Here is a 24,640-nt window from a genome sequence, read left to right as displayed (position 1 = left end):
CCATGAGCATTAAAGAGCCAAGCATCAGTATTACTCAGGAGTTGGACGATTTGTCGCCCAGTCAACTGCGTAAAATCGTCCAACGCTACCGACGCATCTTCTGTGGCAGCGGCTATGGCTTCTGGGAGTGGGATCTTGAAACCAGTTTTATCGACTGGTCGGGCGCCTTTTGGGAGCAGCTTGGCTATACCGATCTCGATCGTGAAGAGTTTTATGACGCCGCACAATTACCCAATTACATTCATCCCGACGACCGGGACATTATGTTTGAGGCGGTGCGCGAACACCTGCGCTCGTCTGAGCCGCTACACGCTTGCTACCGCATTCGCACTAAGGCGGGTGATTACCTTTGGACGCAAGTGCGGGCCGATTCGATCCGCGATGAGCAAGGGCGCGCTCGTTATATTTCCGGCATTAACTTTGATGTTACTGAGCTAAAAAATGTAGAGGCGGCGCTGCGCGAAAGTGAGGCTCGTCAGGTTCGCATTATTCAAGCCTCGAAAGATGGTATTTGGGAGTGGTACGCCGAGAGCAATGGCTTTCACTTTTCCAGCCGCTGTTGGGAGCACTTAGGCTACAACGAAAACGACGATATGCTCACCACGGGTCAGGATCGCCTGCGAGAGTGGCGCAACCATATTCACAAAGATGATTTGCTTAAGTTTGATCGCACTTTGCGTAAGCATATGTCCGGTCAGGGCGCTTTTGATATCGAGTACCGGGTGCATACTAAGCAAGGGGATATCCGTTGGATTCGCGCCCGAGGGCGGGCGAGTTTTGATGATCGTGGTCAACCGACTCGCATGTCGGGTACCAATATGGATATTACCGATATCAAGCGTGCCGAAGAGCGCGTGGTGCAGGCGAAAGATGCCGCCGAAAAAGCCAATCGGGCTAAAAGCGAATTCTTATCCAGTATGAGTCACGAGCTGCGTACACCGCTTAACGCAATTTTAGGCTACGCCCAGCTGTTTGAATACGACGATAACCTGCAGAGTGTACAAAAGGGTAACCTGCGCGAGATTCGCTCGGCCGGCGAGCACTTGTTGCGTCTTATTAACGACGTGCTCGATTTGGCGAAAATTGAATCGGGCAATATGGAATCTCGTTTGCAGCCGGTGTTGGTAGCGCGGTTACTGGCTGATTGCTTTACCTTGGTACAGCCGCAGGCCGATGCCCGTGGTATTTATTTGCATGCAAATTATCAGGGTTTAGAAGGCGCCTGTGTCACCGCCGACCCGGTGCGCCTTAAACAGGCGCTGCTTAACCTTTTGAGTAATTCGATTAAGTACAATCGGGTTGGGGGCGAGGTTGCCGTCACCTTATCGATGTTGGCCGATCAGTTTTTGCGTATTAGTGTGCGTGATACGGGCACGGGTATCGCCGCTCATCGTCACGCAGAAGTGTTTCAGCCGTTTAATCGTCTGCACGCCGAGATGAGTAAAATCGAAGGCTCTGGGGTTGGCTTGGTGATTACTAAGCAGTTGGTTGAGATGATGGACGGGCGCATCGATTTTACCAGTGAGCTCGACCAAGGCACTTGTTTTTGGCTCGATTTAAAACGCTGCGGTGAGGCGGTCAGTGAGCGTCCCCCTAATACTCCCGAGCTCGACATGGAGCCCGCCGAAGTATTAATTTGCGAGCGCGATTGCCGGGTGCTTTACATCGAAGATAACGCCACCAATATCCGTTTAATGCAACAGTTTTTTAATCGCTACGCCCATTATTCACTGGAGGTTGCCGAGGAGCCTTATCTGGGAATTTTTCGGGCACGCAGCAGTAAGCCCGATGTGATTGTGCTGGATATAAATTTGCCAGGGTTGGATGGCTATGAGGTGCTGAGCGTATTACAGAAAGACCCGGCTACGGCCTCGATTCCGGTCATTGGTTTGTCCGCTAATGTTATGTCGATCGATGTGCAAAAAGGTCGCGATGCTGGGTTTTACGAGTATCTGACTAAGCCCTTGCAGATTAACCATCTGGTGCGGGTGCTGAACCAGTTGGCTGGCGAGGCAGAGGCTAAAGTGTTGGATTTTACGGCGCAGGATGGCGGTTAGTGCGCCCTTGGAATTAACAAGGCGGCCGAGAAATCTCGTCCGCCTTGGTCGGGCTCGGTGTTGTCGGGCTCAGTGTTATCGCGGGGCGATTAGTGAACGTGCTCCATGTGTTTTTTAACGATTTGTAACACCGGCTTAAATACCTTTGGTCCGCCGCAAACAACATTGCCACTGTCCATGTAGGTGTGCCCGCCGTTAAAATCGCTCACTAGGCCGCCGGCTTCTTTTACCAGCAAAATCCCCGCAGCGATATCCCAGCTCTTTAGATTCATCTCCCAAAAGGCATCAAAGCGACCCGCGGCAACATAGGCTAAATCGAGTGCGGCAGAGCCCGGGCGACGGATGCCGGCGGTTTGCCCGGCGATTTCTTGCAGTGCTGCCAAATAAGGTGAAATGTTCTCGAGGGCGTAACCGCTAAACGGAATGCCCGTACCGATCAGGGCACCGGCTAAGCCGCGACGACTGCTGACGCGGATGCGACGGCCGTTGAGGGCGGCACCGCGACCGCGACTGGCGGTAAATTCTTCGCGCTTGATGGGGTCGTAGACCACGGCGTGCTCTATTTGGCCCTTAATGCGGCAGGCAATCGAGACTGAGTATTGTGGGATGCCGTGAATAAAGTTGGTGGTGCCGTCCAGCGGGTCAATGATCCACTCGACATCGGTGTTGCTGCCCGGTTGCGAGCCGCCTTCTTCGCCGATGATGCTGTGGTCGGGGTAGGCTTTTTTCAGGTGGTAAATGATTTCTTTCTCAGCGGCTTTATCCACCTCGGTGACAAAGTCATTGCGACCTTTTTCCTCGATAGACACGAGGTCAACGCGCTCGGCTGCGCGCTCAATTAGTTCGCCGGCTTTGCGCGCCGCGCGCAAAGCAATATTCAGCATGGGTTCCATGGGGCACCATCAACAAGTCAGAGTCAGTAAAGAACGGGGCGTCACTGCGAGGGCAGCGGCCAGAGGCGGCGATTATAACAACGCGTTAGCACCTAAACCAGCACAATTAGTGGCAAATGTACTCCTTTGCGGTTGATTTTGTTAGAATGCCGCGCTTTTAGACTCCGCCCAGTTCATGGGCAATCTTATCCAAGGGTGCGCTCATGAGTGAAAACCGTTTAGATAACCTGCGTATTGTGCTGGTAAACACCTCCCATCCGGGCAACATTGGTGGCGCCGCGCGCGCCATGAAAAATATGGGGCTCAGTAAACTCTATTTGGTGGCGCCTAAAGATTTCCCGGCCGAGAAGGCTGTATGGCGCGCCGCAGGTGCGCTGGATATTCTGGATGACGCCGTTGTTGTTGAAACGCTGGACGAGGCGATTGCCGATTGCGGTTTGGTGGTAGGTACCAGTGCGCGCGAGCGGCGCATACCCTGGCCGCTGGTGAATCCCCGCGAGTGCGGCACCAAAGCCATCGCCGAGGCCGGTGAGCACGAGGTGGCGGTGCTGTTTGGTCGAGAAGACCGCGGCCTGACTAACGAAGAGTTGCACAAATGTCACTACCATGTGCATATTCCCGCCAATAGCGACTACAGTTCGCTCAATTTGGCCTGTGCAGTACAGGTCATCGCTTACGAGTTGCGTATGGCGCACCTTACCTGGCAGGACGGTAAGGCGCCCACCTTTGATGACTGGGATGTCCCCCCGGCGAAGGTTGAAGCGCTTGAGCGTTACTACGATCACTTGCAGCAAACGCTGACAGAGCTAGGCTTTTTAGAGCCAGATAATCCGCGCCAGACGATGACGCGCTTGCGTCGGCTGTACGGGCGTATCCGGATGGACGAGATGGAGTTGAGCATTTTGCGCGGCGTGCTGACCAACACACAAAATTATATTCAGCGCACGCAAAAGGCGCTATCGGAGGCGTCAGCGGACGATAGCGACACCTAAATTGGGGGGAGACGGGCCTGTGGGGCGGTTGCTGGCTTGGAATATTGCGAATAGTTGAGTAAAATGGTCGGACTTTATGGGCGGGCCGATTAATGTGCCCGCTCGAACCTGATACACCTTTACAGACACGCTAACGCCATGAGACTGACCACCAAAGGCCGATACGCCGTAACCGCGATGCTCGATTTGGCGCTTCACTGCGACAAAGGGCCCGTGAGCTTGGCGGATATATCCGAGCGCCAGGGGATTTCACTCTCTTACCTTGAGCAGCTGTTTGCCAAGCTGCGGCGCGAGTCGCTGGTTAACAGTGTGCGCGGCCCCGGCGGCGGATACTGCTTGGCCGTGAGTGCCGGCGAGGTGTCGGTAGTGCAGGTGGTCGATGCGGTAAGCGAATCACTGGACGCTACTCGCTGTCAGGGAAAGGGCGACTGCCAGGATGGTGAAATTTGCATTACGCATCACCTTTGGCAAGACCTTAGCGGGCAAATACATCAGTTTTTAAGCGGTATCACGCTGGCCGATTTGTTGGCCCGGCGGGATATTCAATCGGTCTGTAAGCGTCAGGATGAGCGCCACGCCGCCGAAGCCAATCGCGCGGCGGCTGAGCTGCTCTCTGAAAATATCGTTTGTAGTGACCGCCACTAAGCGGCGCTTGGGGTTAAAACGAGCAACATGACACCCATTTATCTGGATTACGCAGCGACCACGCCGGTGGCGCCCGAGGTGGCCGAGGCCATGGCAAGCTGCTTAACACTCGATGGTACTTTTGCCAATCCGGCGTCGCGTTCGCACCGCTATGGTTGGCAGGCGGAAGAGGCGGTAGAGACCGCCCGCGGGCAGGTGGCCAATTTGATTGGCGCCGACCCGCGCGAGATCGTTTGGACCAGTGGTGCCACCGAGTCGAATAACCTGGCGTTAAAAGGCGTGTTCGAATCGGCGAATATTGCCGCTGACGGTGTAGGCCATTTGTTGGTTAGTGCGATCGAGCATAAAGCTGTGCTTGATCCCGCACAGTGGTTGGCGGAGCAAGGCCATGGGCTGAGTTTAATTGCCCCGGATAACACCGGCCAAATTAGTGCCGCGTCGGTGCGCGATGCGTTGCAGGAAAATACGCGGTTGGTGAGTGTCATGCTGGTGAATAACGAGCTTGGCACCATCAACCCGATTGCCGAGATTGCCGCGGTGTGTCGCGCCCATGGGTGCTTGCTGCATGTAGATGCCGCTCAGGCCGTGGGCAAATTGCCGGTCAATGTCACCGATCTGGGCGTCGATTTGCTCTCTATGTCGGCCCACAAAATCTATGGCCCCAAAGGGGTCGGTGCGCTTTACGTGCGTCGCAGCGGCGATGTCAAAGTTGCCGCGCAAATACATGGCGGCGGACACGAGCGCGGTATGCGCTCCGGCACGCTGGCTACCCATCAGTGTGTGGGGTTTGGTGTGGCGGCCGAGCTGGCACGTAACGAGCTTGATAGTGCGCCTAACCGAGTGGCGGCGTTGCGCGACCGGCTTTGGCGTGGCATTGAGAGCTTGCCGGGGGTGCGCCTTAATGGGCACGCCACCGAGCGTGCCTGCGGCCATTTAAATGTGAGCTTTGGCGAGGTCGATGGCGAGCTGTTGCTATTGTCGTTGCGCGAGCTGGCAGTGGCTACAGGCTCCGCTTGCACGTCGGCCAGCATGTCGCCGAGTTACGTGTTAAAAGCCATTGGTTTAAGCGATGCCGAAGCGCTGGCGTCGCTGCGTATTTCTCTGGGGCGTTATACCACGGCCGATGAGGTCGAGCGCGCCATCGGCCACATTAACGCGGTGGTGGGTAAGCTCACAGCAAAAGCCGGATAGAGTAAGCGCGAGCAAAAAAAGATGGCCTTAGGCCGCATCGAATGTTGCCTTGGGCGACATGTGATTAGTCAATTCGGGTGATGCCCGACACTCCGTTACCACGGAGAAAGAGGTGAGAAATGTCTGAACAGGTAGAACACCTAATCAGGAAAGAGTATGCCGCGGGGTTTCACACCGCGATTGAATCGGAAACTTTACCGCCAGGTCTAAACGAAGATGTGGTGCGTTTTATTTCGGCCAAAAAGGACGAGCCCGAGTGGATGCTCGAGTGGCGTTTGCAGGCGTTTCGCGCGTGGCAAGAAATGGACGAGCCCGATTGGGCCAAGGTGAAGTACCCACCGATAGACTTTCAGTCAATTTCCTACTACAGCGCGCCTAAAAGTATGGAGGATCGCCCGCAAAGTCTGGATGAGGTCGACCCCGAGTTACTGGCGACCTACGAGAAATTAGGTATTCCTCTGCACGAGCAAGAAATGCTCGCCGGCGTCGCCATGGATGTCGTGTTTGATTCCGTCAGCGTAGTTACCACCTTTCGTGAAAAGCTCTCTGAGGCCGGGGTAATTTTTTGCAGCATTAGCGAGGCGCTTGAGAAATACCCCGACTTGGTGAAAAAATATTTAGGCTCGGTGGTGCCGCAAAAAGACAACTATTTTGCCGCACTAAACTCGGCGGTTTTTTCCGATGGTTCGTTTGTGTTTATTCCTAAAGGGGTTCGCTGCCCCATGGAACTTTCAACTTATTTTCGGATTAACGAGCAAAACACCGGTCAGTTTGAGCGCACCCTTATTGTGGCCGAAGAGGGCTCGCACGTAAGCTACCTTGAAGGCTGTACCGCTCCGATGCGCGATGAAAACCAATTGCACGCGGCTGTGGTTGAACTGGTTGCCTGTGATCACGCCGAGATTAAGTACTCGACCGTACAAAATTGGTATCCCGGTGACGCCGAAGGCAAAGGTGGCATTTACAACTTTGTAACTAAGCGCGGGGTGTGCCACGAGAGCGCTAAAATTAGCTGGACGCAGGTCGAGACCGGCTCGGCTGTAACTTGGAAGTACCCCAGCTGTGTGTTGCGTGGCGATAACAGCGTGGGCGAATTTTACTCGGTGGCGCTGACCAATAATCTGCAGCAAGCTGACACCGGCACTAAGATGATTCATATCGGCAAAAACACCCGCTCTACGATTATTGCCAAAGGGATCTCGGCTGGTCGCAGCGATAGTAGTTATCGCGGCTTGGTGCGTATGAATCCCGGTGCCGATGGCGCGCGCAACTTTACCCAGTGTGATTCATTGTTAATTGGCGATCGCTGCGGCGCGCACACTTTTCCGTACATCGAGAGTAAAAACCCCAGTGCTGTTATTGAGCACGAAGCGACCACCTCGAAGGTCAGTGACGATCAAATGTTTTTGTGCGCCCAGCGCGGTCTCGATCCAGAGAAAGCGGTATCGATGATTGTGAATGGTTTTTGCCGCGAAGTATTTAAAGAGTTGCCCATGGAATTTGCCGTAGAGGCGGGCAAGTTGCTCGAGGTTAGCCTAGAGGGCTCCGTTGGTTAAGCCTAATGGTTAGGTGCAGTTTTTGCTGCGCACGGTTTACCACGGTCACAAAATTAAACGTTTGAGAGTAAAAAACATATGTTACGCATAGACAACCTTCGCGCCAGTGTAGAAGACAAAGAAATTCTGAAGGGCTTGAGTCTTGAGGTTAAACCCGGTGAGGTGCACGCTATTATGGGCCCCAACGGTGCCGGCAAAAGCACCTTGGGTAATGTTTTGTCGGGCCGCGCCGGTTACGAGGTGAACAGCGGAACCGTTGAGTTTAATGGCAAAAACTTGTTTGACTTTGAAGTCGAAGAGCGCGCTCGCGAAGGCCTGTTTTTGGCGTTCCAGTATCCGGTGGAAATACCCGGTGTGAGCAATATGGAGTTTCTTAAGGTCTCAGTCGACGCGGTTCGTAAACACCGCGGTTTGCCAGAGCTGTCGTCAGTCGAATTTATGAAGCTAGCGCGTGCCACCAGCCAAAAAGTAAAGCTGGATCAGGCCTTTTTAAAGCGCGGTGTTAACGAGGGCTTTTCGGGTGGCGAAAAAAAGCGTAACGAGATTCTGCAAATGATGCTGCTGGAGCCGAGCCTTTGTATTTTGGATGAGACGGACTCGGGGCTTGACATCGATGCCTTACAAACCGTAGCCGAGGGCGTTAACGCAATGCGCAGTAAAGATCGCAGCTTTATTGTGGTTACTCACTACCAGCGGTTGCTCGATTATATTGTGCCCGATTACGTCCACGTTTTATCCGATGGCAAAATTGTTAAATCCGGTGATAAATCTCTGGCGAAAGAGCTTGAAGCCAAAGGTTACGGTTGGCTCGAAAGTGGGGAGGTGTAATGAACGATTTTCAGCAGCAGGCTTTGTCGCAGGCGCAAGCGCTGCTCGCCGAAGACCCGTCGGTCCCCGCATGGCTGACTAATGTGCGCCAACAAGGCGCCGATCGGTTTCAGGCAGCCAGTTGGCCCACGCGCCGCACCGAGAACTGGAAGTACACCTCGCTTGCCGCCCTGGGTAAGAAATCTTTTGCGGCAGCGAATGAAAGCGAAGGTGCCGATGCGTTTTCGGGACTCACGGCGGAGGCTTACCGCTTAGTGTTTGTCGATGGTGTGCTGGATGCTAAGGCGAGCGATCCGCTGCCCGAAGCGGCGACCCTGTTTGCCGATGCCAACGCCGCGCAAGCCGAACTTATCAAAGCGCATTTAGGGCGTCTGGCCGATAGCGAACAACATTTGTTTGCCGCTATGAGCGAGGCGCTGTTGGCGAAAGGTGTGTTGTTGCATGTGGCCGCCGACACGAAGCTCGACAAGCCTTTTTACATTATCAATCGCATCACTGATGGCGCTACACCGCTGGTCAATACGCGCTTGCTGGTCGTGCTAGAGCGCGGCGCTGAGGCTGAAGTTATCGAGCATTACGCGACTGCAAGCGATGACACAACGGGCTTTGTGAATGCACAAACTGAGGTGGTGATTGGCGATAACGCGCGCTTTAAGCACTATCGCTTAAACCTTGAAGGGGAGGCGATTCATCACGTTGGTGGCGTCTTTGTCGAGCTGAATCGCGACGCTAACTTTGACGGCTTTGCCATCGCCAAAGGCGCTGAGTTGATGCGTATCGATTATGGCTTGCTGCATTGCGGTAGCGGTGCCCATGTTGAGCTTAACGGTGTGTACTTGCCGCGCAACAAACAGCTGGTGGATTACCACACCAATGTGCAGCACTGTGTGCCGCACTGCACCACGAATGAGGTGTTTCGCGGGATTATTGGCGATCGCGCGCGCGCGGTGTTTAACGGCCGTATTCACATTCATAAAGACGCACAGAAAACTTTGGCCGAGCTGAGCAATAAAAACTTGCTGACCTCCAATAAAGCCGAGGTGGACACCAAACCTGAGCTTGAGATTTACGCCGACGATGTGCGCTGTGCTCACGGCGCGACAGTAAGCCAAATTAACGACGCGGCGCTCTACTACTTGCAGACCCGTGGTGTCGCCAAAGAGCAAGCGCGAGTGATGCTAAGCTTTGGCTTTATTAACGAGCTGATTCAGCAAATCGCAAACAGCTCGGTACTGGAGTATTTGTTGCCGGTACTTGCCGATCAGTTTGGTCGCGATACCGATTTGCTGTTGTTGGATGGAGACGACCTTGACTCAGTTTGATGTTGCAAGCGTTAGAGCGCAGTTTCCAATTTTGCAGCAAGAGGTCAATGGTCATCCGTTGGTGTACCTGGATAACGCTGCGACCACGCAAAAGCCTGAGTCGGTGATTGCTGCCATTGCCAATTATTACCGCTATGACAACAGCAATGTGCATCGTGGCGCACACGCGTTAAGTGATCGCGCGACCGAAAAGTTTGAAGGGGCTCGAGCTCAAGTGGCGCAGTTTATTAACGCGCCGGCAAAAGAGCAGCTGCTTTGGACTCGCGGCACCACCGAGGGTATCAATGTTGTGGCCGCCAGCTGGGGGCGCGCACATTTAAAGCCGGGTGATCGTGTTTTAGTCTCCGCCATGGAGCATCACTCTAATATTGTGCCCTGGCAAATGGTGGCAGAGGCCACCGGTGCGACGGTCGAACCAATCGCGGTAAGTGCCGATGGCACTATCGACATAGCCGCCTTTACCGCGCAGTTAGATACGCGTGTAAAAATGGTGGCGATAGGGCATGTCTCTAACGCACTGGGCAGTGTTAACCCAGTGGCTGATATTGTTGCGTTGGCTCACAGTGTGGGTGCCTGTGCCCTGATTGATGCGGCACAGTCCATCGCCCATTGGCCGATTGATGTGCAAGCGCTCGACTGCGACTTTTTGGTGTTTTCGGGCCACAAAATGTTTGGCCCTACCGGCATTGGTGCACTTTATGGCAAACGCGAGCTGCTAGAGGCGATGCCGCCGTATCAAGGCGGTGGCGAGATGATCGAGTCAGTCAGCTTTGCCGGCACGGTATATAACCAGCTGCCATACAAATTTGAGGCTGGGACGCCGAATATCGCGGGCGCTATAGGGTTGGCCGCAGCGGTAGATTTTTTGCAGTCGTTTGATCGGGCGCAGGCCGATGCCCACGAGCAGCAATTGCTAAAAAGTGCTGAGCAACAATTGCAGGCGCTAGGCGGTTATCCCTTGGTGGGTACCTCGGCCAACAAAGTCGCGGTGATGAGTTTTACCTGTGATTTTGCACACCCGCAAGACGTTGGCATGATACTCGATCAACAAGGTGTCGCGGTGCGCACTGGTAACCACTGCGCGCAGCCGATTATGGATCAGTTTGGAATACCCGGCACAGTGCGGGCCAGTTTTAGTTTGTACAACAACGAAGATGATGTTGCCAAACTTATTGCCGCACTGACCAAAGCCAAAATGTTTCTGGCGTAAGCGTCGAGAGACTTAGGAGGTTTGCATGAGCGTTGAACAGTTTAATCCCGATCAAGCGGCGTTAATTGATGTAACGCCCGCAGCGATCCAGCATTTTAGCCAACAATTGTCCGCTGATAGTGCGGCCAATGCAGTGCGCTTGTCAGTAAAAGAGAGTGGCTGCACAGGGTTTATGTATGTGTTGGATTTGGTCGCAGCACCCAGCGAGGGCGACCGTGAATTTACCCTGCAAGATGGCGTTACTTTGTATGTTGCCGAGGCAAGCGCGAGCGTTATTCGCGGGACAAAAATTGATTATGTGACCGAGGGCGTCAATCGCCAGTTGTCATTTTTAAACCCCAATGCCAAAGATTACTGCGGCTGCGGTGAGAGCTTCAACGTGGGCTAAGCCCGCACACACGAGCGTTTAATATGGCAACAGAGCGTGAAATGGTGGTGATGCAGGCTGATTGCCCGGCTCGTCGTGTGCCCGACGGCACACCCGTGACCATCCCCAAAGATACTTTTGTGACGATTACCCAGGCGCTTGGGGGAAATTATACCCTGAGCTATCACGGTCAGATGGTGCGCGTTGATGGTACGGACGCGGCGGCACTGGGTAAAGAATCCGAGGCGCTACACTTTACCGATGCCGGTGACGGTCAAATCAGCGCAGAGCAGGTGTGGGAGGCGTTAAAAACCGTTTTTGACCCTGAAATTCCGGTCGATTTGGTCAATTTGGGGCTGATATACGCGCTGGATATCGATCAGGCTCGCAACCATGTGGGTATCACGATGACCTTGACCGCGCCCGGATGTGGCATGGGGCCCGTATTGGTAGGCGATGTTGAGTACCGGGTTGGTAAAGTGCCCAATGTCCAAGAGGTGGAGGTCGATCTGGTGTTTGACCCACCCTGGAGCCGTGACATGATGAGCGAAGAAGCGCAGTTAGAAACCGGAATGTTTTTTTGAGGCCGCCGCCAGTGGGCGTGTGAAGGTAGGCTAGGTAAGCAGATGAGTGAATTTGGTACAGAAATAACCAGCGCCGACATTATTGATACCCTCGGGTTCTTTGACGGCTGGGAAGACCGCTACAAATATATTATCGATCTTGGTAAAGAGCTGCCGCCGCTGGATGACAGCTATAAGATCGAGCAATACTTGGTGCGCGGTTGCCAGAGCCAGGTATGGTTAGTCAGTGAGCAACGCGGAGATACGCTCTATTTTGCCGCCGATAGCGATGCGTTTATTGTTAAGGGGTTATTGGCCGTGGTGTTGGCCGCCTACAATGGTAAGACCCCCGCTGAGATTGAGGCGTTTGACATAGCCGCCTATTTTGACGATTTGAACCTGTTAAACCACCTGAGTGCTACCCGGGGCAATGGCTTAAAGTCGATGGTGCAGCGAATTCAGCGTATCGCACAAGAGGCCCGTTAACAGAACCGGCGCCCAGAGTGCTAAACAGGTGTCAAAATAGCGACCAAAGCCCTGAAAGCGGTATAGTTATTGATATAAAATGACCCAAAACCCGCGTATAATTCGCGGGTTTTGGGTATTGGAGGGGCGCATTTGCCCCGTGAATAGAAATAACGGAGTAACACATGGCTGTAGAGCGGACACTGTCCATTATTAAGCCCGATGCGGTGGGTGACAATCACATTGGCGCGATTATCGCGCGGTTTGAAGACGCTGGGCTGAAAATCGCGGCGCTGAAAATGATTCAGCTGACGCAAAAACAAGCCGAGGGCTTCTACGCCGAGCATAAAGAGCGACCGTTCTTTGCCTCATTGGTGGAATTTATGGTGTCTGGTCCGGTCTGTGTACAGGTTTTGGAGGGTGAAAACGCTATTGCCCTTAACCGCGAGCTGATGGGTGCAACCAACCCGGATGACGCCGCCCCTGGTACTATCCGTGCAGATTTTGCCACCGCAGTAAGCGCTAATGCGGTACACGGCTCTGACTCACCCGAAGCCGCCAAGCGCGAAGTCGCGTACTTTTTTTCCGCTGAGGAAGTTCATTAGCGCTGATTAAGCGCAGGTAAGGTTATGGCAGTATCAAACGTAGAGACGAGTGGCCTAGAGGCCGGCAAGGTCAACCTTTTGGGGTTGCCCGAGTCTAAGCTGGTGGCTTTTTTTGAGTCCATGGGTGAGAAGCGCTTTCGTGCCGCCCAGGTGCTTAAATGGATTCACCAGCTCGGTGTTGACGATTTTGACGAAATGACCAACATCAGCAAACCTCTGCGTGAGAAGCTGAAGCAGCGTTGTGAGATAGTTGCGCCCGAGGTGCTAGAGCAGCTCGACTCGACGGATGGCACCCGCAAGTTTTTAATTCGGGTTTCCGGCGGCAGTGTGGTTGAAACTGTATTTATTCCCGAGGGTGAGCGGGGCACTTTGTGTGTCTCTTCGCAGGTGGGCTGCTCACTCGATTGCAGCTTTTGTGCGACCGGCAAACAGGGTTTTAATCGCGACTTAACCGCCGCCGAGATCATTGGCCAGGTGTGGATTGCGGCTAAATCGTTTGGCCAGTTAGTGGCGGGCGGTCCGCGCCGGGTTACCAACGTTGTGATGATGGGCATGGGCGAGCCGCTCATGAACTTTGATAATGTTGTCGACTCCATGAACTTGATGATGCACGACAACGCTTACGGTATATCTAAACGCCGCGTGACCCTGAGTACCTCGGGTGTGGTGCCGCAGCTGGATCGTCTTGGTGAGTACACCGATGCCTGTTTGGCCATCTCTCTGCATGCGCCGAACGATGAGCTGCGCAACGAGTTGGTGCCGATTAACCGTAAATACCCCATCGCGATGCTGCTAGACTCTGCCCAGCGCTACATTGCGGGGTTGCCTGACACGCATCGCAAAATCACCATCGAGTACACCTTGATCGATCACGTCAATGATCGTCCCGAGCATGCGCGCCAATTAGCCGAGCTGCTGCGTGAGGTGCCGGTAAAAATTAATTTGATTCCGTTTAACCCCTTTAATTTGTCTAACTATAAGCGGGTTAGTAATAACGCGCTGCGGCGTTTTCAGGATATTTTGATTGCAGAAGGTTTTATTACCACGGTAAGAACCACACGTGGTGATGATATCGACGCAGCGTGTGGCCAGCTGGCAGGTACGGTGAATGATATTACCAAACGCTCTGAGCGGTATCGCGCAAACTTTGTCAAAGATGAACCTATCACCTTCGTCAGTCAATAATAGACAGTGATGGGCAGGCACGGATGAAGGCTGTAGGCTGGTCGTAAATAATTAAAAGAGGCGCTCTAATGCAGAGTACAGTAAAACGCAATACGACAACGCACTGTAAGGCCGTAGTACGACGTTTAGTTGGTTTATTGGGTGTGTTTGCATGCGCGCTGGCGTTAGCGGCTTGCGTCAGTACCGTGCCCGAGTCTCAGTATCAGGTCGATGAAGATAAAGCGCTCAGCAGTCACGTTGAGTTGGCGCTTAAGTATATCGAAGGCAAAAATCGTGAGTCGGCGCGCCACCATCTACGACGAGCCTTTGAGCTCGACCCCAATTCGGTCGATGCAACCTTTGCCATGGCGATGCTTTACCAGTTAGAAGGTGAGCCGAAACTCGCCGAAGAGTACTTTAAAAAAACCTTGCGGATTGACAGTCACTATACCCGCGCGCGCAACAATTACGGCGCGTTTTTGTACGCCCATGAACGCTATGACGAGGCCTACAAACAATTTGAAATCGCCTCGGAAGAGCTCGATTACGATAACCGCGCTGAGGTGATGGTTAATTTAGGCCGAACCGCGCTTACCTTAAACAAACCCGAGCAAGCTAAAGCGGCGTTTGAGCGAGCTAACCGTATCAATGCCGGTATCCCGGCGGTGAAGTACGAGCTGGCAACACTGTATTTTGAACAGGGCGATTACGCCTCGGCGAAACGCTATTTAGACGCTTACAGCCAAATAGCACGCCCGGCTCCCCAAACATTATTGTTGGGCATTAAGCTTGAGCGAATTTTTGGTAACAAAGACCGCGAGGCGAGTTACGCCTTAATGCTAAAAAACAAGTATCCGTACTCGCAAGAATACCTTGAGTACAAGAAAATTATGCAAGAGCAATAGTCGACGGGTTGTTTATGTCTGATGAAGTAAATCCAGAAACGCAAGCGGGCCCTGGTCCGGGGCCAGGCGCTAAATTGGCCGAAGCTCGCGAGCAGCAGGGAAAGTCTCGTGAGCAAATCGCCAGTGCGTTAAATATCCAGTTGGATAAAATCATCGCGCTGGAAGCAGATCAATATGAAAAGCTGTTCTCACCGGTTTTTACCCGAGGCTATCTGCGCAGCTACGGCAAGTACTTAGGGCTTGACGGCGAAGCGTTAGTGCGTGAGTTTGAAACGGATTTTGTGAGCACCGAAGAGCCTGTGACGCCAAGCGAATCGCTCAACGTAAAAATATCCAATCACCGCTCTGTGTGGCCGGCTCGGTTGGGTTTGGTTGTGGTGCTGCTGTTGTTGCTGGGGCTTTTATATTGGTATGTTGACTCGCAAAAAGGTGCTGTCAGCGCGTCTGCTACCGCGCAGCCTGTTATAAATCGCGATGCCGCTGAGGCGGCGCCGGTAACTAACCCGGCACCATCCGCCGCAGAGCCAGATTACACACCGGCGATTGCGCTAGCGGCCGGTGCAAATGCGGCAAGTGAGAGTATAGGGGCGGAAACTGCAGAGCCTAAGCCGGTTTCGGCTAAACCTGACCTCGATGCCACCGATACCATAACTGAACAACAGAGTGAGCCTGCGACTATTGTCAGTGATATGTCTATTGGCGCCACCAGTTCAGCTGATGGCACGGTTTTAGATGAATTGGTGTTGAGCTTTGATAATGAGTGTTGGTTGGAGGTGCTCGATGCTAACGGCGATTCGCTGGCGGCCGACCTGCAACGCGAGGGCACCAGTATTACCTTGCACGGCGTGGCGCCATTTAACGTTAAGCTCGGCAACCCCGATGGCGTCGAGATCGCCCTTAATGGTAGTGACGTCGATGTTCCGGACGTTGCCGGCAGCGATAAAGTGGTTAGGTTTGATGTTAATACTGAGGCCTAGTGATGCATAGCGAATCCCCCATTAAGCGACGCCAGTCGCGCCAAATTATGGTTGGCAATGTGCCGGTCGGTGGCGATGCACCTATCGCGGTGCAAAGCATGACCAACACCGATACCAACGATGTCGCGGCGACGGTTGAGCAGGTTACTCGTTTGCAAAATGCCGGCGCGGACATCGTGCGAGTCTCGGTGCCCACGCTAGAGGCCGCCGACGCCTTTGGTGAAATTCGCAAGCAAGTCAGTGTGCCTTTGGTGGCGGATATTCATTTTGACTACCGAATTGCACTAAAAGTGGCCGACTTAGGCGTCGATTGCTTGCGGATTAACCCAGGTAATATCGGCCGCGATAAGCGTATCCGCGCGGTGGTCGATAAAGCCCGCGATTTAGGGATTCCGATCCGCATTGGTGTTAATGCCGGGTCGCTCGAAAAAGAAATCCAAAAAAAGTACGGTGAGCCAACTCCCGAGGCGCTAGTCGAGTCGGCCATGCGTCATGTGGATATTCTCGACAAATTAAACTTCCCCGATTTTAAAGTCAGCGTAAAGGCATCGGATGTGTTTATGGCCGTGGGTGCCTACCGGCAGCTGGCCACCAAAATTGATCAGCCGTTGCACTTAGGTATCACCGAGGCGGGCGGTTTGCGCTCGGGCACTGTAAAGTCCTCTGTCGGTTTGGGCGCGTTATTGCTTGACGGTATTGGTGACACGATTCGTATTTCTTTGGCGGCGGACCCGGTGGAAGAGGTCAAAGTCGGCTGGGATTTACTGCGCAGCTTAAAGTTACGCAGTAAGGGCGTTAACTTTATCGCCTGTCCAAGCTGCTCTCGGCAAAACTTTGATGTAATCAAAACCATGAACGAGCTGGAGATGCGCGTCGAAGACATCACCGTACCGCTCGATGTTGCTGTGATTGGCTGTGTGGTAAACGGCCCGGGTGAAGCGAAAGAGGCCGACCTAGGTTTGGCCGGCGGCTCGCCCAGCAACTTAGTGTATGTGGATGGCCAGCCCAGCACGAAGTTTGGTAACGATAGCTTGGTGGATAACCTTGAACGTTTAATACGGCAAAAAGCGGACGAAAAGCTTAAGGCCGAAAAAAATATTATCGCTAAAAGCTAATTAGGTTTCACCCAAGACAGGTGTAAGGCAGAACATTGAAAAAAATTCAGGCAATCCGGGGCATGAACGATCTTCTCCCCGATGACATCGCCACATGGCAATATTTAGAAAAAACCGTCACCAGTACACTGGCGCGGTTTGGCTATCGGGAAATCCGTTTTCCTATCATGGAGCAAACACACTTATTTAAACGCTCCATTGGTGAGGTGACCGATATTGTCGAAAAAGAAATGTACACCTTTGACGATCGCAGTGGTGAGAGCGTTACCTTGCGCCCAGAGGGTACCGCCAGCTGCGTGCGCGCCTGCGAGCAACACGGGTTGCTTTATAACCAGACACAGCGGTTGTGGTATATGGGGCCGATGTTTCGCTACGAGCGGCCACAAAAAGGCCGCTACCGTCAGTTTCATCAAATCGGAATTGAGACGTACGGCTTAGAGGGCCCCGATATTGATGCCGAGCTGTTAATGCTAAGCCACAATCTGTTTCAAGCGCTTAAGCTAGACGATTGCGTTGCGTTGGAAATTAACTCGCTGGGTAGCGATACCGCACGTGCGCAATTTAGAGAGGCCTTGGTGGTTTACCTAAATGAGCATAAAGATGAGCTAGACGAAGACAGTCAGCGCCGTCTAACCACCAACCCGCTGCGAATTCTTGATAGCAAAGCGGCCGCGACCCAGACATTGTTGGATGGCGGCCCATCGCTATTGGATTACCTCGATGATGAATCTAAAGCGCATTTTGCCACGTTAAAGCAACTGTTGGACGCCGCTGGTGTCCCATACCGGGTCAACCCGCGTTTGGTGCGCGGGCTGGACTACTACGGTCGCACCGCATTTGAGTGGGTAACCGATAAACTAGGGGCCCAGAGTGCCGTGTGTGCCGGTGGCCGCTATGATAATTTAGTGGAGCAGTTAGGCGGCAAGCCGACCCCCGCCGTCGGTTTTGCCATGGGGCTTGAACGCTTGGTCTTGCTGCTGCAAGCGCAACAAGTGGTGCCTGCCGAGGCTGAAAATACCTTGGATGTATATTTGGCGGCGGTGGGGGATGTACAAGCCAGCGCCTTGAGCCTGGCAAAATCTCTGCGCGAAAGTTTGCCGCAGTTGCGCTTAATGATGCACTGCGGTGGCGGTAGCTTTAAGAGCCAGCTAAAAAAAGCCGACAAGAGCGGTGCCTCGGTGGCATTGATTTTGGGTGAAGATGAAGCCGCCAACGATTGTGTCGTGGTAAAGTACCTGCGAGAAGACAAACCCCAACAGAGCTTGGCCCGCACAGAGCTGGCCGCTGTATTGGCACATTACGGTCCGCCGCGCTGATCGCGCGAGCGGATACTTATTTTAGACAGACTATAAGACAGACCCGTTAGGAGTAATTCGTGAGCGATCATCTAACCGAAGAAGAACAACTAGAAAACCTAAAACGCCTCTGGAAGGAGTACGGCTCGACGGTGATCGTCAGCGTAGTGGTCGCTACCGGCGGCTACTTTGGTTGGAATTTTTGGCAGGACCAGCAGCAAGCCAAGGCGGAGGCGGCCTCTGATTTTTACGAGCAGCTGGTGACCACCGCAGGCGAAGGTAACGCGACTGACGAAGCTCATCGAGCGACGATTAGTCACTTGGCTGAACAGGTAAAAGACACCGACAAAGACAGTGCTTACGCGGCACAGGCAGCGTTGTATGCCGCGCAAGCGGCGGTGACTGGGGAGGATTTCGACACCGCTAAAGGCCAACTTAACTGGGTGCTAGATAACAGCGATAGCCCAGCCCTGCAAGAGATTGCCCGGTTGCGTTTGGCGCGGGTGCTTGCCTCTGAGGGCAGTTACGATGATGCGTTGTCGCTGGTTGCCAATCAGCCCGCGACCGGTTTTGCCGCCGAGCAAGCGGAAGTGCGCGGCGATATTTTGCGTCAGAATGGCGATAACGCGGCCGCTTTAACGGCTTATCAAAGCGCGATTGAAAAAGTCGGCACCGAGCAACAACAGCGCCGCGTGGTGTTGCAAATGAAAATCGACAATCTCAAATTGGCCAACAGCGCCGAGGAGCCCTCTGCATGAGATACCTAGCACTACTGTGGCTGATGGTTGGCCTGTCTGGCTGCTCTCTGTTCAGCGATGAAGACGGCACCGAGCCCATGGAGCTGGTTGATTTTGAGCCTACGGTTGAGATCAAGCGGGTATGGCATCGGGGTATTGGTGATGGTCAAGGTGACGGCTATACCCGCATTACCCCGGTTATCGATGGCGATACCTTGTATGCCGCGGACTACGAAGGTGAGCTTTATGCTCTAAACCGTAAAACCGGCAAGGTGTTGTGGCGCAAAGATCTAGACACCGTCTTGGCCGGCGGCGTGGGGCTGGGCAAAGGTCAGTTGCTGTTAGGCACCGATGAAGGCGAAGTGTTAGCCCTTAATCTTGCCGACGGCACAGAGTTGTGGCGCACCCAATTAAGCGGCGAGGTCATGTCGGTACCGGCGGGTGACGAGAGTATTGTCGCGGCGCAAACTCTGGACGGTCGTTTAACCGTACTGGACGCCAGTAACGGCGAGGTGATGTGGTTTTACGATAATCCGCCACCGAAGTTGACCTTGCGTGGTCGCCCATCGCCGGTTATTACCGCAGCGGCCGTTTACGCAGGTTTTGCCAACGGTCGGCTGATGTCCTTTAACCCACAAAACGGCCTGATTTTGTGGGAGCAGCGTGTGGCTATGCCCAAAGGTCGCTCGGATCTCGAGAAGATGGTGGATATTCAAGCCTCGCCATTACTGCGCGACGGCATCTTATACCTCAATGGCTATCAGGGGCGTTTGATGGCCGTTAGCCGCTCTAATGGCCGGCCGTTGTGGGCGATCGACTCGTCTAGCTACCAAGAGATCGGTTTGGGTGATGACGCACTCTATATTGCCAAAGATGACAGTGCCGTGGTCGCCTACAATGCGGGCAGCGGTGCCGAGTTGTGGCGCAATGAATTAATGCTGCGCCGCCAGGTAACGGGCCCGGCAGTACTGGGTGATTACGCAGTAGTCGCCGACGAAGAGGGCTATGTGCACTTTTTAAATACCTCGGATGGTCGCTTTGCCGCGCGTGAACGCGTGGATGGCTCGGGCGTTCGTGTCCCGCTGTGGAGCGATGGCGAGCTTTTATATGTGTTGGCCAATGATGGTACACTGGCCGCCTACGCGATCAAGCAAGACTGATTGCACCCATACCCCTGCGGCCCGGGCCGGGCCGGATTCCAGACACAAGATTCAAAACTATGATTCCAGTCATCGCCCTTGTCGGACGACCCAATGTGGGCAAGTCCACCATGTTTAACCGCCTGACACGCTCGCGCGATGCCATTGTGGCCAATTACGAGGGGCTAACCCGCGACCGTAAATACGGCGAGGGTAAGTTTGACGACCGTCGTTATATGCTTATCGATACCGGCGGTATTACCGGTGAAGAGGCGGGGATTGACTCCGCGATGGCCGAGCAGTCGCTACAGGCGATTGATGAAGCCGATGTCGTACTGTTTATGGTGTCGAGCCGCGACGGCGTGACCAGTGGCGATTTTGCTATTGCCAAACACCTGCGCGCCCAGGGCAAAAAAGTCTACTTAGTGGCCAATAAAATTGATGGAATGGACCCGGATATGGTCGCCTCACAATTTTACGAGCTGGGAATCGGCGAAGTTTTTGCCACCACGGCGACCCACGGCCGCGGCGTGAAAAGCTTAATGGAGACTGTGTTTGAAGAGTTGCCAGAGGCCGAAGAGGAACCAATTGCGACGTCAACCGGTATTAAAATGGCCATCGTCGGGCGCCCTAATGTGGGTAAGTCGACCCTGGTAAACCGCATGTTGGGCGAGGATCGTGTGGTGGTCTACGATTTGCCCGGCACCACGCGCGACAGTGTTTATATTCAGTACGAGCGTTTTGATAAGCCCTATACCATTATTGATACCGCAGGTGTTAGGCGTCGCAAAAATGTCTCCGAGACGGTCGAGAAGTTCTCTATCGTAAAAACCTTGCAAGCCATTGATGACGCAAACGTCGTGATTTTGGTCATGGATGCCAGTGAGGGGATCGTCGATCAGGATTTGCATTTGTTGGGCTCGGTCATAGACGCGGGAAGGGCCTTAGTGGTTGCCCTAAACAAATGGGACGGGTTAGAAGATAGCCACAAGCAATACGTTAAAAATGAGTTAGAGCGTCGCTTACGATTTATCGATTTTGCCAATATTCATTTTATCTCGGCGCTGCACGGCACTGGCGTGGGTAATTTGTACAAGTCTATCGAGCAAGCCTATAACTCGGCGACCGATAAGCTATCGACCAGCTTTTTAACGCAAGTACTACAAGATGCGGTCAAAGAGCACCAGCCGCCGATGGCCGCAAACGGGCGCCGTATTAAACTGCGTTATGCGCACGCCGGTGGCAGTAATCCACCGGTGATTATAATTCACGGCAACCAGACCGCTAAAGTGCCGGCTCACTACGTGCGCTACCTAGAAAAAACCTTCCGCACCGCCTTAAAATTGCGCGGTACGCCGGTGCGGGTGGAGTTTAAAACCGGCGATAACCCCTTTTCTGGTCGCAAAAAGCCTAATCCCTCGGCGCCGCGTAACGCTCGTATCCGTCGCTCGCCCCGTAAAGGTAGCTAGCCCTAGCAAATTATTGGTGGCGCTTAGGAGCTTGTTGGCGTGAACCCCTTTGTTGTAATTGCCCTGACGCTGGCGTTGGGGCTTGTTTTACAATTTACTCGCGTGGCGGGTGAGCGCGCCGCCGCGCGCTTAAACGCTTATGTCATAAATTTTGCCCTGCCTTGTTTAATTCTCTACGAGATGCCGCGTTTAACCTTTGACGCAACCGCGCTATTACCTGTTATCACCGCGTGGGCGGTTATGGTGTTAACAGCGTTGCTTGTTTGGTTGGTGGCGCATCTCGCGCACTGGTCGCGCTCTGTCACAGGTTGTTTGCTGTTGCTGATGCCCCTAGGCAATACCGGGTTTGTTGGTATTCCGCTTATCGATGCGCTAGTGGGTACCGATGGGGTCGGCTACGCTATTTTGTACGATCAGTTTGGCACCTTTCTCGCGCTCAATACCTTTGGCATTGTGATTGCCGCCAGCTTTGGTGGTGGCAAAAGCTCAGTTGGTTTAATCGCGCGAAAAATCATTACGTTTCCGCCTTTTATTAGTTTATTGCTTGCCCTGATGGTGTTGCTGTTTGATATCCCGTACCCAGAGGTTGCATCGCAGTTTTTACACTGGAGTGCCGCAACCTTGGTGCCTGTGGTTATGGTGGCGGTTGGCATTTCGTGGCATTTGCAGCTCGAGCGGCGCCACATAAAGGTTTTTGCGTTTGGTCTTGGCGTACTGTTGCTTATTAAACCTCTGATGGCGTGGATGATTGCCGCGTTTATTGGAGGCGACGATTTGGCGCTTACGGTTGTGGTGTTAGAGGCTGGCATGCCGGCGATGATCTCGGCCGGTGCGCTGGCGATGCGTTACGATTTGGCGCCGCGCTTGGCGGCGTCATTGGTAGGTTACAGTTTGCCCGTCGGGCTGCTGTCGTTGTTTTTTTGGCGCGCTGTCGTCGCTTAGCTTTGATGCTGGTGCCAAAATGGTTGGCCGATGGTCGGTGTGCTGGGGCTGGCGGTTTGACGTTTCTGCATCAGACCGGCGTTAAAGGCACGGCGGCCGGCAATAATGCTGTCGGCAAAAGCGCGTGCCATTAGCGGCGGGTTACCGGCTTTCGCTACCGCAGTGTTCAGTAATATCCCATCAAACCCCATCTCCATTGCTTCGGTTGCTTGCGAGGGTGCACCCAATCCAGCATCGACAATAAGTGGTACCTCAAAGCGCTGGCGCAACGCGTTTAAGTGATAGCGGTTGAGTAGGCCCTGACCGGTGCCGATGGGAGAGCCCCAAGGCATTAACACTTGGCAACCGACGTCTAGCAATCGCTGGCAAACAATTAAATCTTCGGTGCAGTAGGGCAGAACCTTAAACCCTTGGCTGATGAGCTCGCTTGCGGCGTCAATCAGGGCGAATGAGTCGGGTTGTAAATTGTAATCATCGCCTACTACTTCAAGTTTTATCCAGTCGGTCGCAAACATCTCGCGGGACATCAATGCCAGGTTGATCGCCTCTTTTGCGGTTTTACAGCCAGCGGTATTGGGCAATAATTTACAGCCGCTCTCGCGGATGTATTGCCAGATCGTCTCGCCGTCACCATTGGCCGGATTTTGTCGACGCAAACCGAGGGTGACGATGTCGCAGTCTGAGTGATCGATGGCATCGCGCATTAATTGCGGTGAGTCGTATAGGGCCGTGCCGAGTAAAAAGCGGCTGTTAAAATGCTCGCCGTAAAGCGTTAGCGGGTCTGTGGTGGTTGCCGGTTTATTCATTTTTAGCCGCCTCCAACGGGTTGCACGATGTCGACCAGATCGCCACTCGCAAGTAAGGTGTTGTGGTACTGCGAGCGAGGCACAAACTCGCCGTTGACGGCGGCGGCAAACTTTTCGCCTACGGCACTTTGATTTTGCCACTCGGCGATAGCGTCTTTAAGGGTGGTTGCCGGGGCGATTTCCAAGCAGTTTCCGTTTAAAAAAACTTCAATGGTTTTCTGGCTCATAAACTCACCTTTTGTGCCAACGGCGTGGCGTGAGAGTGCTGAATCAATGACGAAAATTCGTCGCTGGAGGTCGGTAGGTTAAAAGTCGTTAATAGCAGCTCGACCATGACCGGTGCCAATAAATAACCGTGGCGGTATAGTCCGTTTGCGCAAATCAAACCGTCGTCGCGGGTGATTTTAGGAAGGTTGTCGATATAGGCTGGTCGCAAATTGCTGTCGGATTCAACAATGCGCGACTCAGCAAAAGCTGGAGCCAACGTGTACAGCGCGCTGGATAGTTCTAGTGACGATTGCAAGCTGATAGGTGAGGTGTCTTCACTTTCTATTTGCGTGGCGCCAATAATGTAGCGTTGGTTGGGTTTAGGCACAATATACAGTTGATAGCGCGGGTGCATCAATCGCACTGGCCGCTGTAGGTTTACTTCGCTGGTGTAGACGTGCAGTGTCTCGCCGCGTACGCCGCGCAGCGATGGCTGTTGCGTTTTGGCACCAAAACCACGGCAGTCAATGACCCAGTCGTACGCCGTTTTTTGCTGGCGGTTTAGCTGGGTGATTGTGTGGGGCGCAACAGCCACAGGCGTGTTATCGGTTAGCGTTACCTTATCGCTGTGGCGTAGATATTCCAATAAGGTTTGCAACAGTTGACGGTTGTCGAGGTGGGCCTCATTTTCTAACAACAATGCGCGTTTAAATTGTGGGTTTAAATCAGGCTCAACAGTTTGTATTTGGCTGGCATTAAGCGATTGCATAGCAATGTTGTTGCGCCCAATCAGTCGGGTTAAATCAGCTTCAAACTGAACCAGCTCGCAATCGTCTTGTGGATGGGCGACCACCAAACTGCCGTTGCAGTGAAAATGCGTGAGCGCCTGCGGACCAAGCTCGCTTAACCACTGCGGCCAGAGCGTTAGGCTGTGCAGCCCCATACGATAAATTTGATAGTCTGAGACCACCGCTTCACTTAGCGGTGATAGCATTCCGGCGGCACTCGTTGCCGCGGCAGTTGGGGCGTCGAGCGAGCCCGCTTCATATACATCGACATGTATGCCTGCGCGCGATAGTCGCCACGCGGTTAAGCGGCCTAGTAAGCCTGCGCCGGCAATCGCCACGCGAGAGGGCGCAGAGCGAGTGGTTAAAGAGTCAATCACGGTGCCTCGAATAATCGTTGAGGCT

25 protein-coding genes are annotated in these 24,640 nt (G+C 53.6%); 21 read left to right on the top strand and 4 right to left on the bottom strand.

The window, feature by feature from the left end:
* The first annotated feature begins 2 nt into the window (after positions 1 to 2).
* Positions 3 to 2,057, top strand: coding sequence for a PAS domain-containing protein (locus AACY82_RS03705; protein WP_339615414.1), 2,055 nt, complete (start codon positions 3 to 5; stop codon positions 2,055 to 2,057).
* An 89-nt stretch (positions 2,058 to 2,146) separates the two neighbouring features.
* Here the strand turns inward: AACY82_RS03705 and AACY82_RS03700 are convergent, their stop codons facing one another.
* Positions 2,147 to 2,950 (bottom strand): inositol monophosphatase family protein, encoded by an 804-nt coding sequence (locus tag AACY82_RS03700; RefSeq protein WP_339615413.1) that lies wholly within the window; start codon positions 2,948 to 2,950, stop codon positions 2,147 to 2,149.
* 203 nt (positions 2,951 to 3,153) lie between these two features.
* Here AACY82_RS03700 and trmJ point away from each other — a divergent pair, with 203 nt between their 5' ends.
* From trmJ to AACY82_RS03600, 20 genes are all read left to right on the top strand, one after another.
* Entirely contained in the window at positions 3,154 to 3,942 is a 789-nt protein-coding gene (gene trmJ / locus AACY82_RS03695; RefSeq protein WP_339615412.1) for a tRNA (cytosine(32)/uridine(32)-2'-O)-methyltransferase TrmJ, read from the top strand.
* A gap of 138 nt (positions 3,943 to 4,080) precedes the next feature.
* The gene (iscR, locus tag AACY82_RS03690; RefSeq protein WP_339615411.1) at positions 4,081 to 4,587 is read left to right on the top strand and encodes a Fe-S cluster assembly transcriptional regulator IscR; all 507 of its coding nucleotides are present in this window, start codon (positions 4,081 to 4,083) and stop codon (positions 4,585 to 4,587) included.
* Positions 4,588 to 4,614: 27 nt separating this feature from the next.
* Positions 4,615 to 5,778, top strand: a complete 1,164-nt coding sequence (locus AACY82_RS03685) for an aminotransferase class V-fold PLP-dependent enzyme (RefSeq protein ID WP_339615410.1) — start codon at positions 4,615 to 4,617, stop codon at positions 5,776 to 5,778.
* 119 nt (positions 5,779 to 5,897) lie between these two features.
* The gene (sufB, locus tag AACY82_RS03680; RefSeq protein WP_339615409.1) at positions 5,898 to 7,334 is read left to right on the top strand and encodes a Fe-S cluster assembly protein SufB; all 1,437 of its coding nucleotides are present in this window, start codon (positions 5,898 to 5,900) and stop codon (positions 7,332 to 7,334) included.
* A 78-nt stretch (positions 7,335 to 7,412) separates the two neighbouring features.
* A complete protein-coding gene (sufC, locus tag AACY82_RS03675; RefSeq protein WP_339615408.1) occupies positions 7,413 to 8,162 on the top strand; it encodes a Fe-S cluster assembly ATPase SufC in 750 nt (249 codons plus the stop codon).
* Positions 8,162 to 9,484: a Fe-S cluster assembly protein SufD gene (gene sufD, locus AACY82_RS03670; RefSeq protein ID WP_339615407.1), complete on the top strand. Its 1,323-nt coding sequence runs from the start codon at positions 8,162 to 8,164 to the stop codon at positions 9,482 to 9,484. Before sufC ends, sufD begins: the two co-directional genes overlap by 1 nt.
* On the top strand, positions 9,471 to 10,694 hold the full coding sequence (locus AACY82_RS03665; protein ID WP_339615406.1) for a SufS family cysteine desulfurase: 1,224 nt from the start codon (positions 9,471 to 9,473) through the stop codon (positions 10,692 to 10,694). Before sufD ends, AACY82_RS03665 begins: the two co-directional genes overlap by 14 nt.
* A 25-nt stretch (positions 10,695 to 10,719) precedes the next feature.
* Positions 10,720 to 11,082: an iron-sulfur cluster assembly accessory protein gene (locus AACY82_RS03660; protein ID WP_339615405.1), complete on the top strand. Its 363-nt coding sequence runs from the start codon at positions 10,720 to 10,722 to the stop codon at positions 11,080 to 11,082.
* Positions 11,083 to 11,105: 23 nt separating this feature from the next.
* The gene (sufT, locus tag AACY82_RS03655) at positions 11,106 to 11,645 is read left to right on the top strand and encodes a putative Fe-S cluster assembly protein SufT (RefSeq protein WP_339615404.1); all 540 of its coding nucleotides are present in this window, start codon (positions 11,106 to 11,108) and stop codon (positions 11,643 to 11,645) included.
* A gap of 42 nt (positions 11,646 to 11,687) precedes the next feature.
* The gene (locus tag AACY82_RS03650) at positions 11,688 to 12,110 is read left to right on the top strand and encodes a SufE family protein (RefSeq protein WP_339615403.1); all 423 of its coding nucleotides are present in this window, start codon (positions 11,688 to 11,690) and stop codon (positions 12,108 to 12,110) included.
* 164 nt (positions 12,111 to 12,274) lie between these two features.
* Positions 12,275 to 12,694 (top strand): nucleoside-diphosphate kinase, encoded by a 420-nt coding sequence (ndk, locus tag AACY82_RS03645; protein WP_339615402.1) that lies wholly within the window; start codon positions 12,275 to 12,277, stop codon positions 12,692 to 12,694.
* Positions 12,695 to 12,718: 24 nt separating this feature from the next.
* The gene (gene rlmN, locus AACY82_RS03640; RefSeq protein WP_339615401.1) at positions 12,719 to 13,879 is read left to right on the top strand and encodes a 23S rRNA (adenine(2503)-C(2))-methyltransferase RlmN; all 1,161 of its coding nucleotides are present in this window, start codon (positions 12,719 to 12,721) and stop codon (positions 13,877 to 13,879) included.
* Positions 13,880 to 13,947: 68 nt separating this feature from the next.
* Positions 13,948 to 14,763: a type IV pilus biogenesis/stability protein PilW gene (pilW, locus tag AACY82_RS03635; protein WP_339615400.1), complete on the top strand. Its 816-nt coding sequence runs from the start codon at positions 13,948 to 13,950 to the stop codon at positions 14,761 to 14,763.
* Between the two features lie 14 nt (positions 14,764 to 14,777).
* On the top strand, positions 14,778 to 15,740 hold the full coding sequence (locus tag AACY82_RS03630) for a RodZ domain-containing protein (protein ID WP_339615399.1): 963 nt from the start codon (positions 14,778 to 14,780) through the stop codon (positions 15,738 to 15,740).
* 2 nt (positions 15,741 to 15,742) lie between these two features.
* Complete coding sequence (ispG, locus tag AACY82_RS03625; RefSeq protein ID WP_339615398.1) at positions 15,743 to 16,855, top strand: flavodoxin-dependent (E)-4-hydroxy-3-methylbut-2-enyl-diphosphate synthase; 1,113 nt, start codon at positions 15,743 to 15,745, stop codon at positions 16,853 to 16,855.
* A 35-nt stretch (positions 16,856 to 16,890) separates the two neighbouring features.
* Entirely contained in the window at positions 16,891 to 18,171 is a 1,281-nt protein-coding gene (hisS, locus tag AACY82_RS03620) for a histidine--tRNA ligase (RefSeq protein ID WP_339615397.1), read from the top strand.
* A 59-nt stretch (positions 18,172 to 18,230) separates the two neighbouring features.
* Complete coding sequence (locus AACY82_RS03615; protein ID WP_339615396.1) at positions 18,231 to 18,908, top strand: tetratricopeptide repeat protein; 678 nt, start codon at positions 18,231 to 18,233, stop codon at positions 18,906 to 18,908.
* Positions 18,905 to 20,047 (top strand): outer membrane protein assembly factor BamB, encoded by a 1,143-nt coding sequence (gene bamB / locus AACY82_RS03610; protein ID WP_339615395.1) that lies wholly within the window; start codon positions 18,905 to 18,907, stop codon positions 20,045 to 20,047. The genes AACY82_RS03615 and bamB overlap by 4 nt, the downstream gene beginning before the upstream one ends.
* 59 nt (positions 20,048 to 20,106) lie before the next feature.
* On the top strand, positions 20,107 to 21,495 hold the full coding sequence (der, locus tag AACY82_RS03605; RefSeq protein ID WP_339615394.1) for a ribosome biogenesis GTPase Der: 1,389 nt from the start codon (positions 20,107 to 20,109) through the stop codon (positions 21,493 to 21,495).
* 39 nt (positions 21,496 to 21,534) lie between these two features.
* Positions 21,535 to 22,437: an AEC family transporter gene (locus tag AACY82_RS03600; RefSeq protein ID WP_339615393.1), complete on the top strand. Its 903-nt coding sequence runs from the start codon at positions 21,535 to 21,537 to the stop codon at positions 22,435 to 22,437.
* Here AACY82_RS03600 and AACY82_RS03595 read toward each other — a convergent pair.
* Genes AACY82_RS03595 through thiO form a run of 3 tightly spaced genes read right to left on the bottom strand, consistent with a single transcriptional unit; the run spans position 22,434 to position 24,615 of the window.
* The gene (locus tag AACY82_RS03595; RefSeq protein WP_339615392.1) at positions 22,434 to 23,243 is read right to left on the bottom strand and encodes a thiazole synthase; all 810 of its coding nucleotides are present in this window, start codon (positions 23,241 to 23,243) and stop codon (positions 22,434 to 22,436) included. The genes AACY82_RS03600 and AACY82_RS03595 overlap by 4 nt on opposite strands.
* 2 nt (positions 23,244 to 23,245) lie before the next feature.
* Positions 23,246 to 23,470, bottom strand: a complete 225-nt coding sequence (gene thiS / locus AACY82_RS03590; protein WP_339615391.1) for a sulfur carrier protein ThiS — start codon at positions 23,468 to 23,470, stop codon at positions 23,246 to 23,248.
* Complete coding sequence (thiO, locus tag AACY82_RS03585; protein WP_339615390.1) at positions 23,467 to 24,615, bottom strand: glycine oxidase ThiO; 1,149 nt, start codon at positions 24,613 to 24,615, stop codon at positions 23,467 to 23,469. The genes thiS and thiO overlap by 4 nt, the downstream gene beginning before the upstream one ends.
* Positions 24,616 to 24,640 lie beyond the last annotated feature (25 nt).

This window comes from uncultured Gilvimarinus sp., assembly GCF_963972205.1.
Classification (GTDB): domain Bacteria; phylum Pseudomonadota; class Gammaproteobacteria; order Pseudomonadales; family Cellvibrionaceae; genus Gilvimarinus; species Gilvimarinus japonicus.
This window is presented reverse-complemented; position numbering and strand designations above follow the sequence as displayed.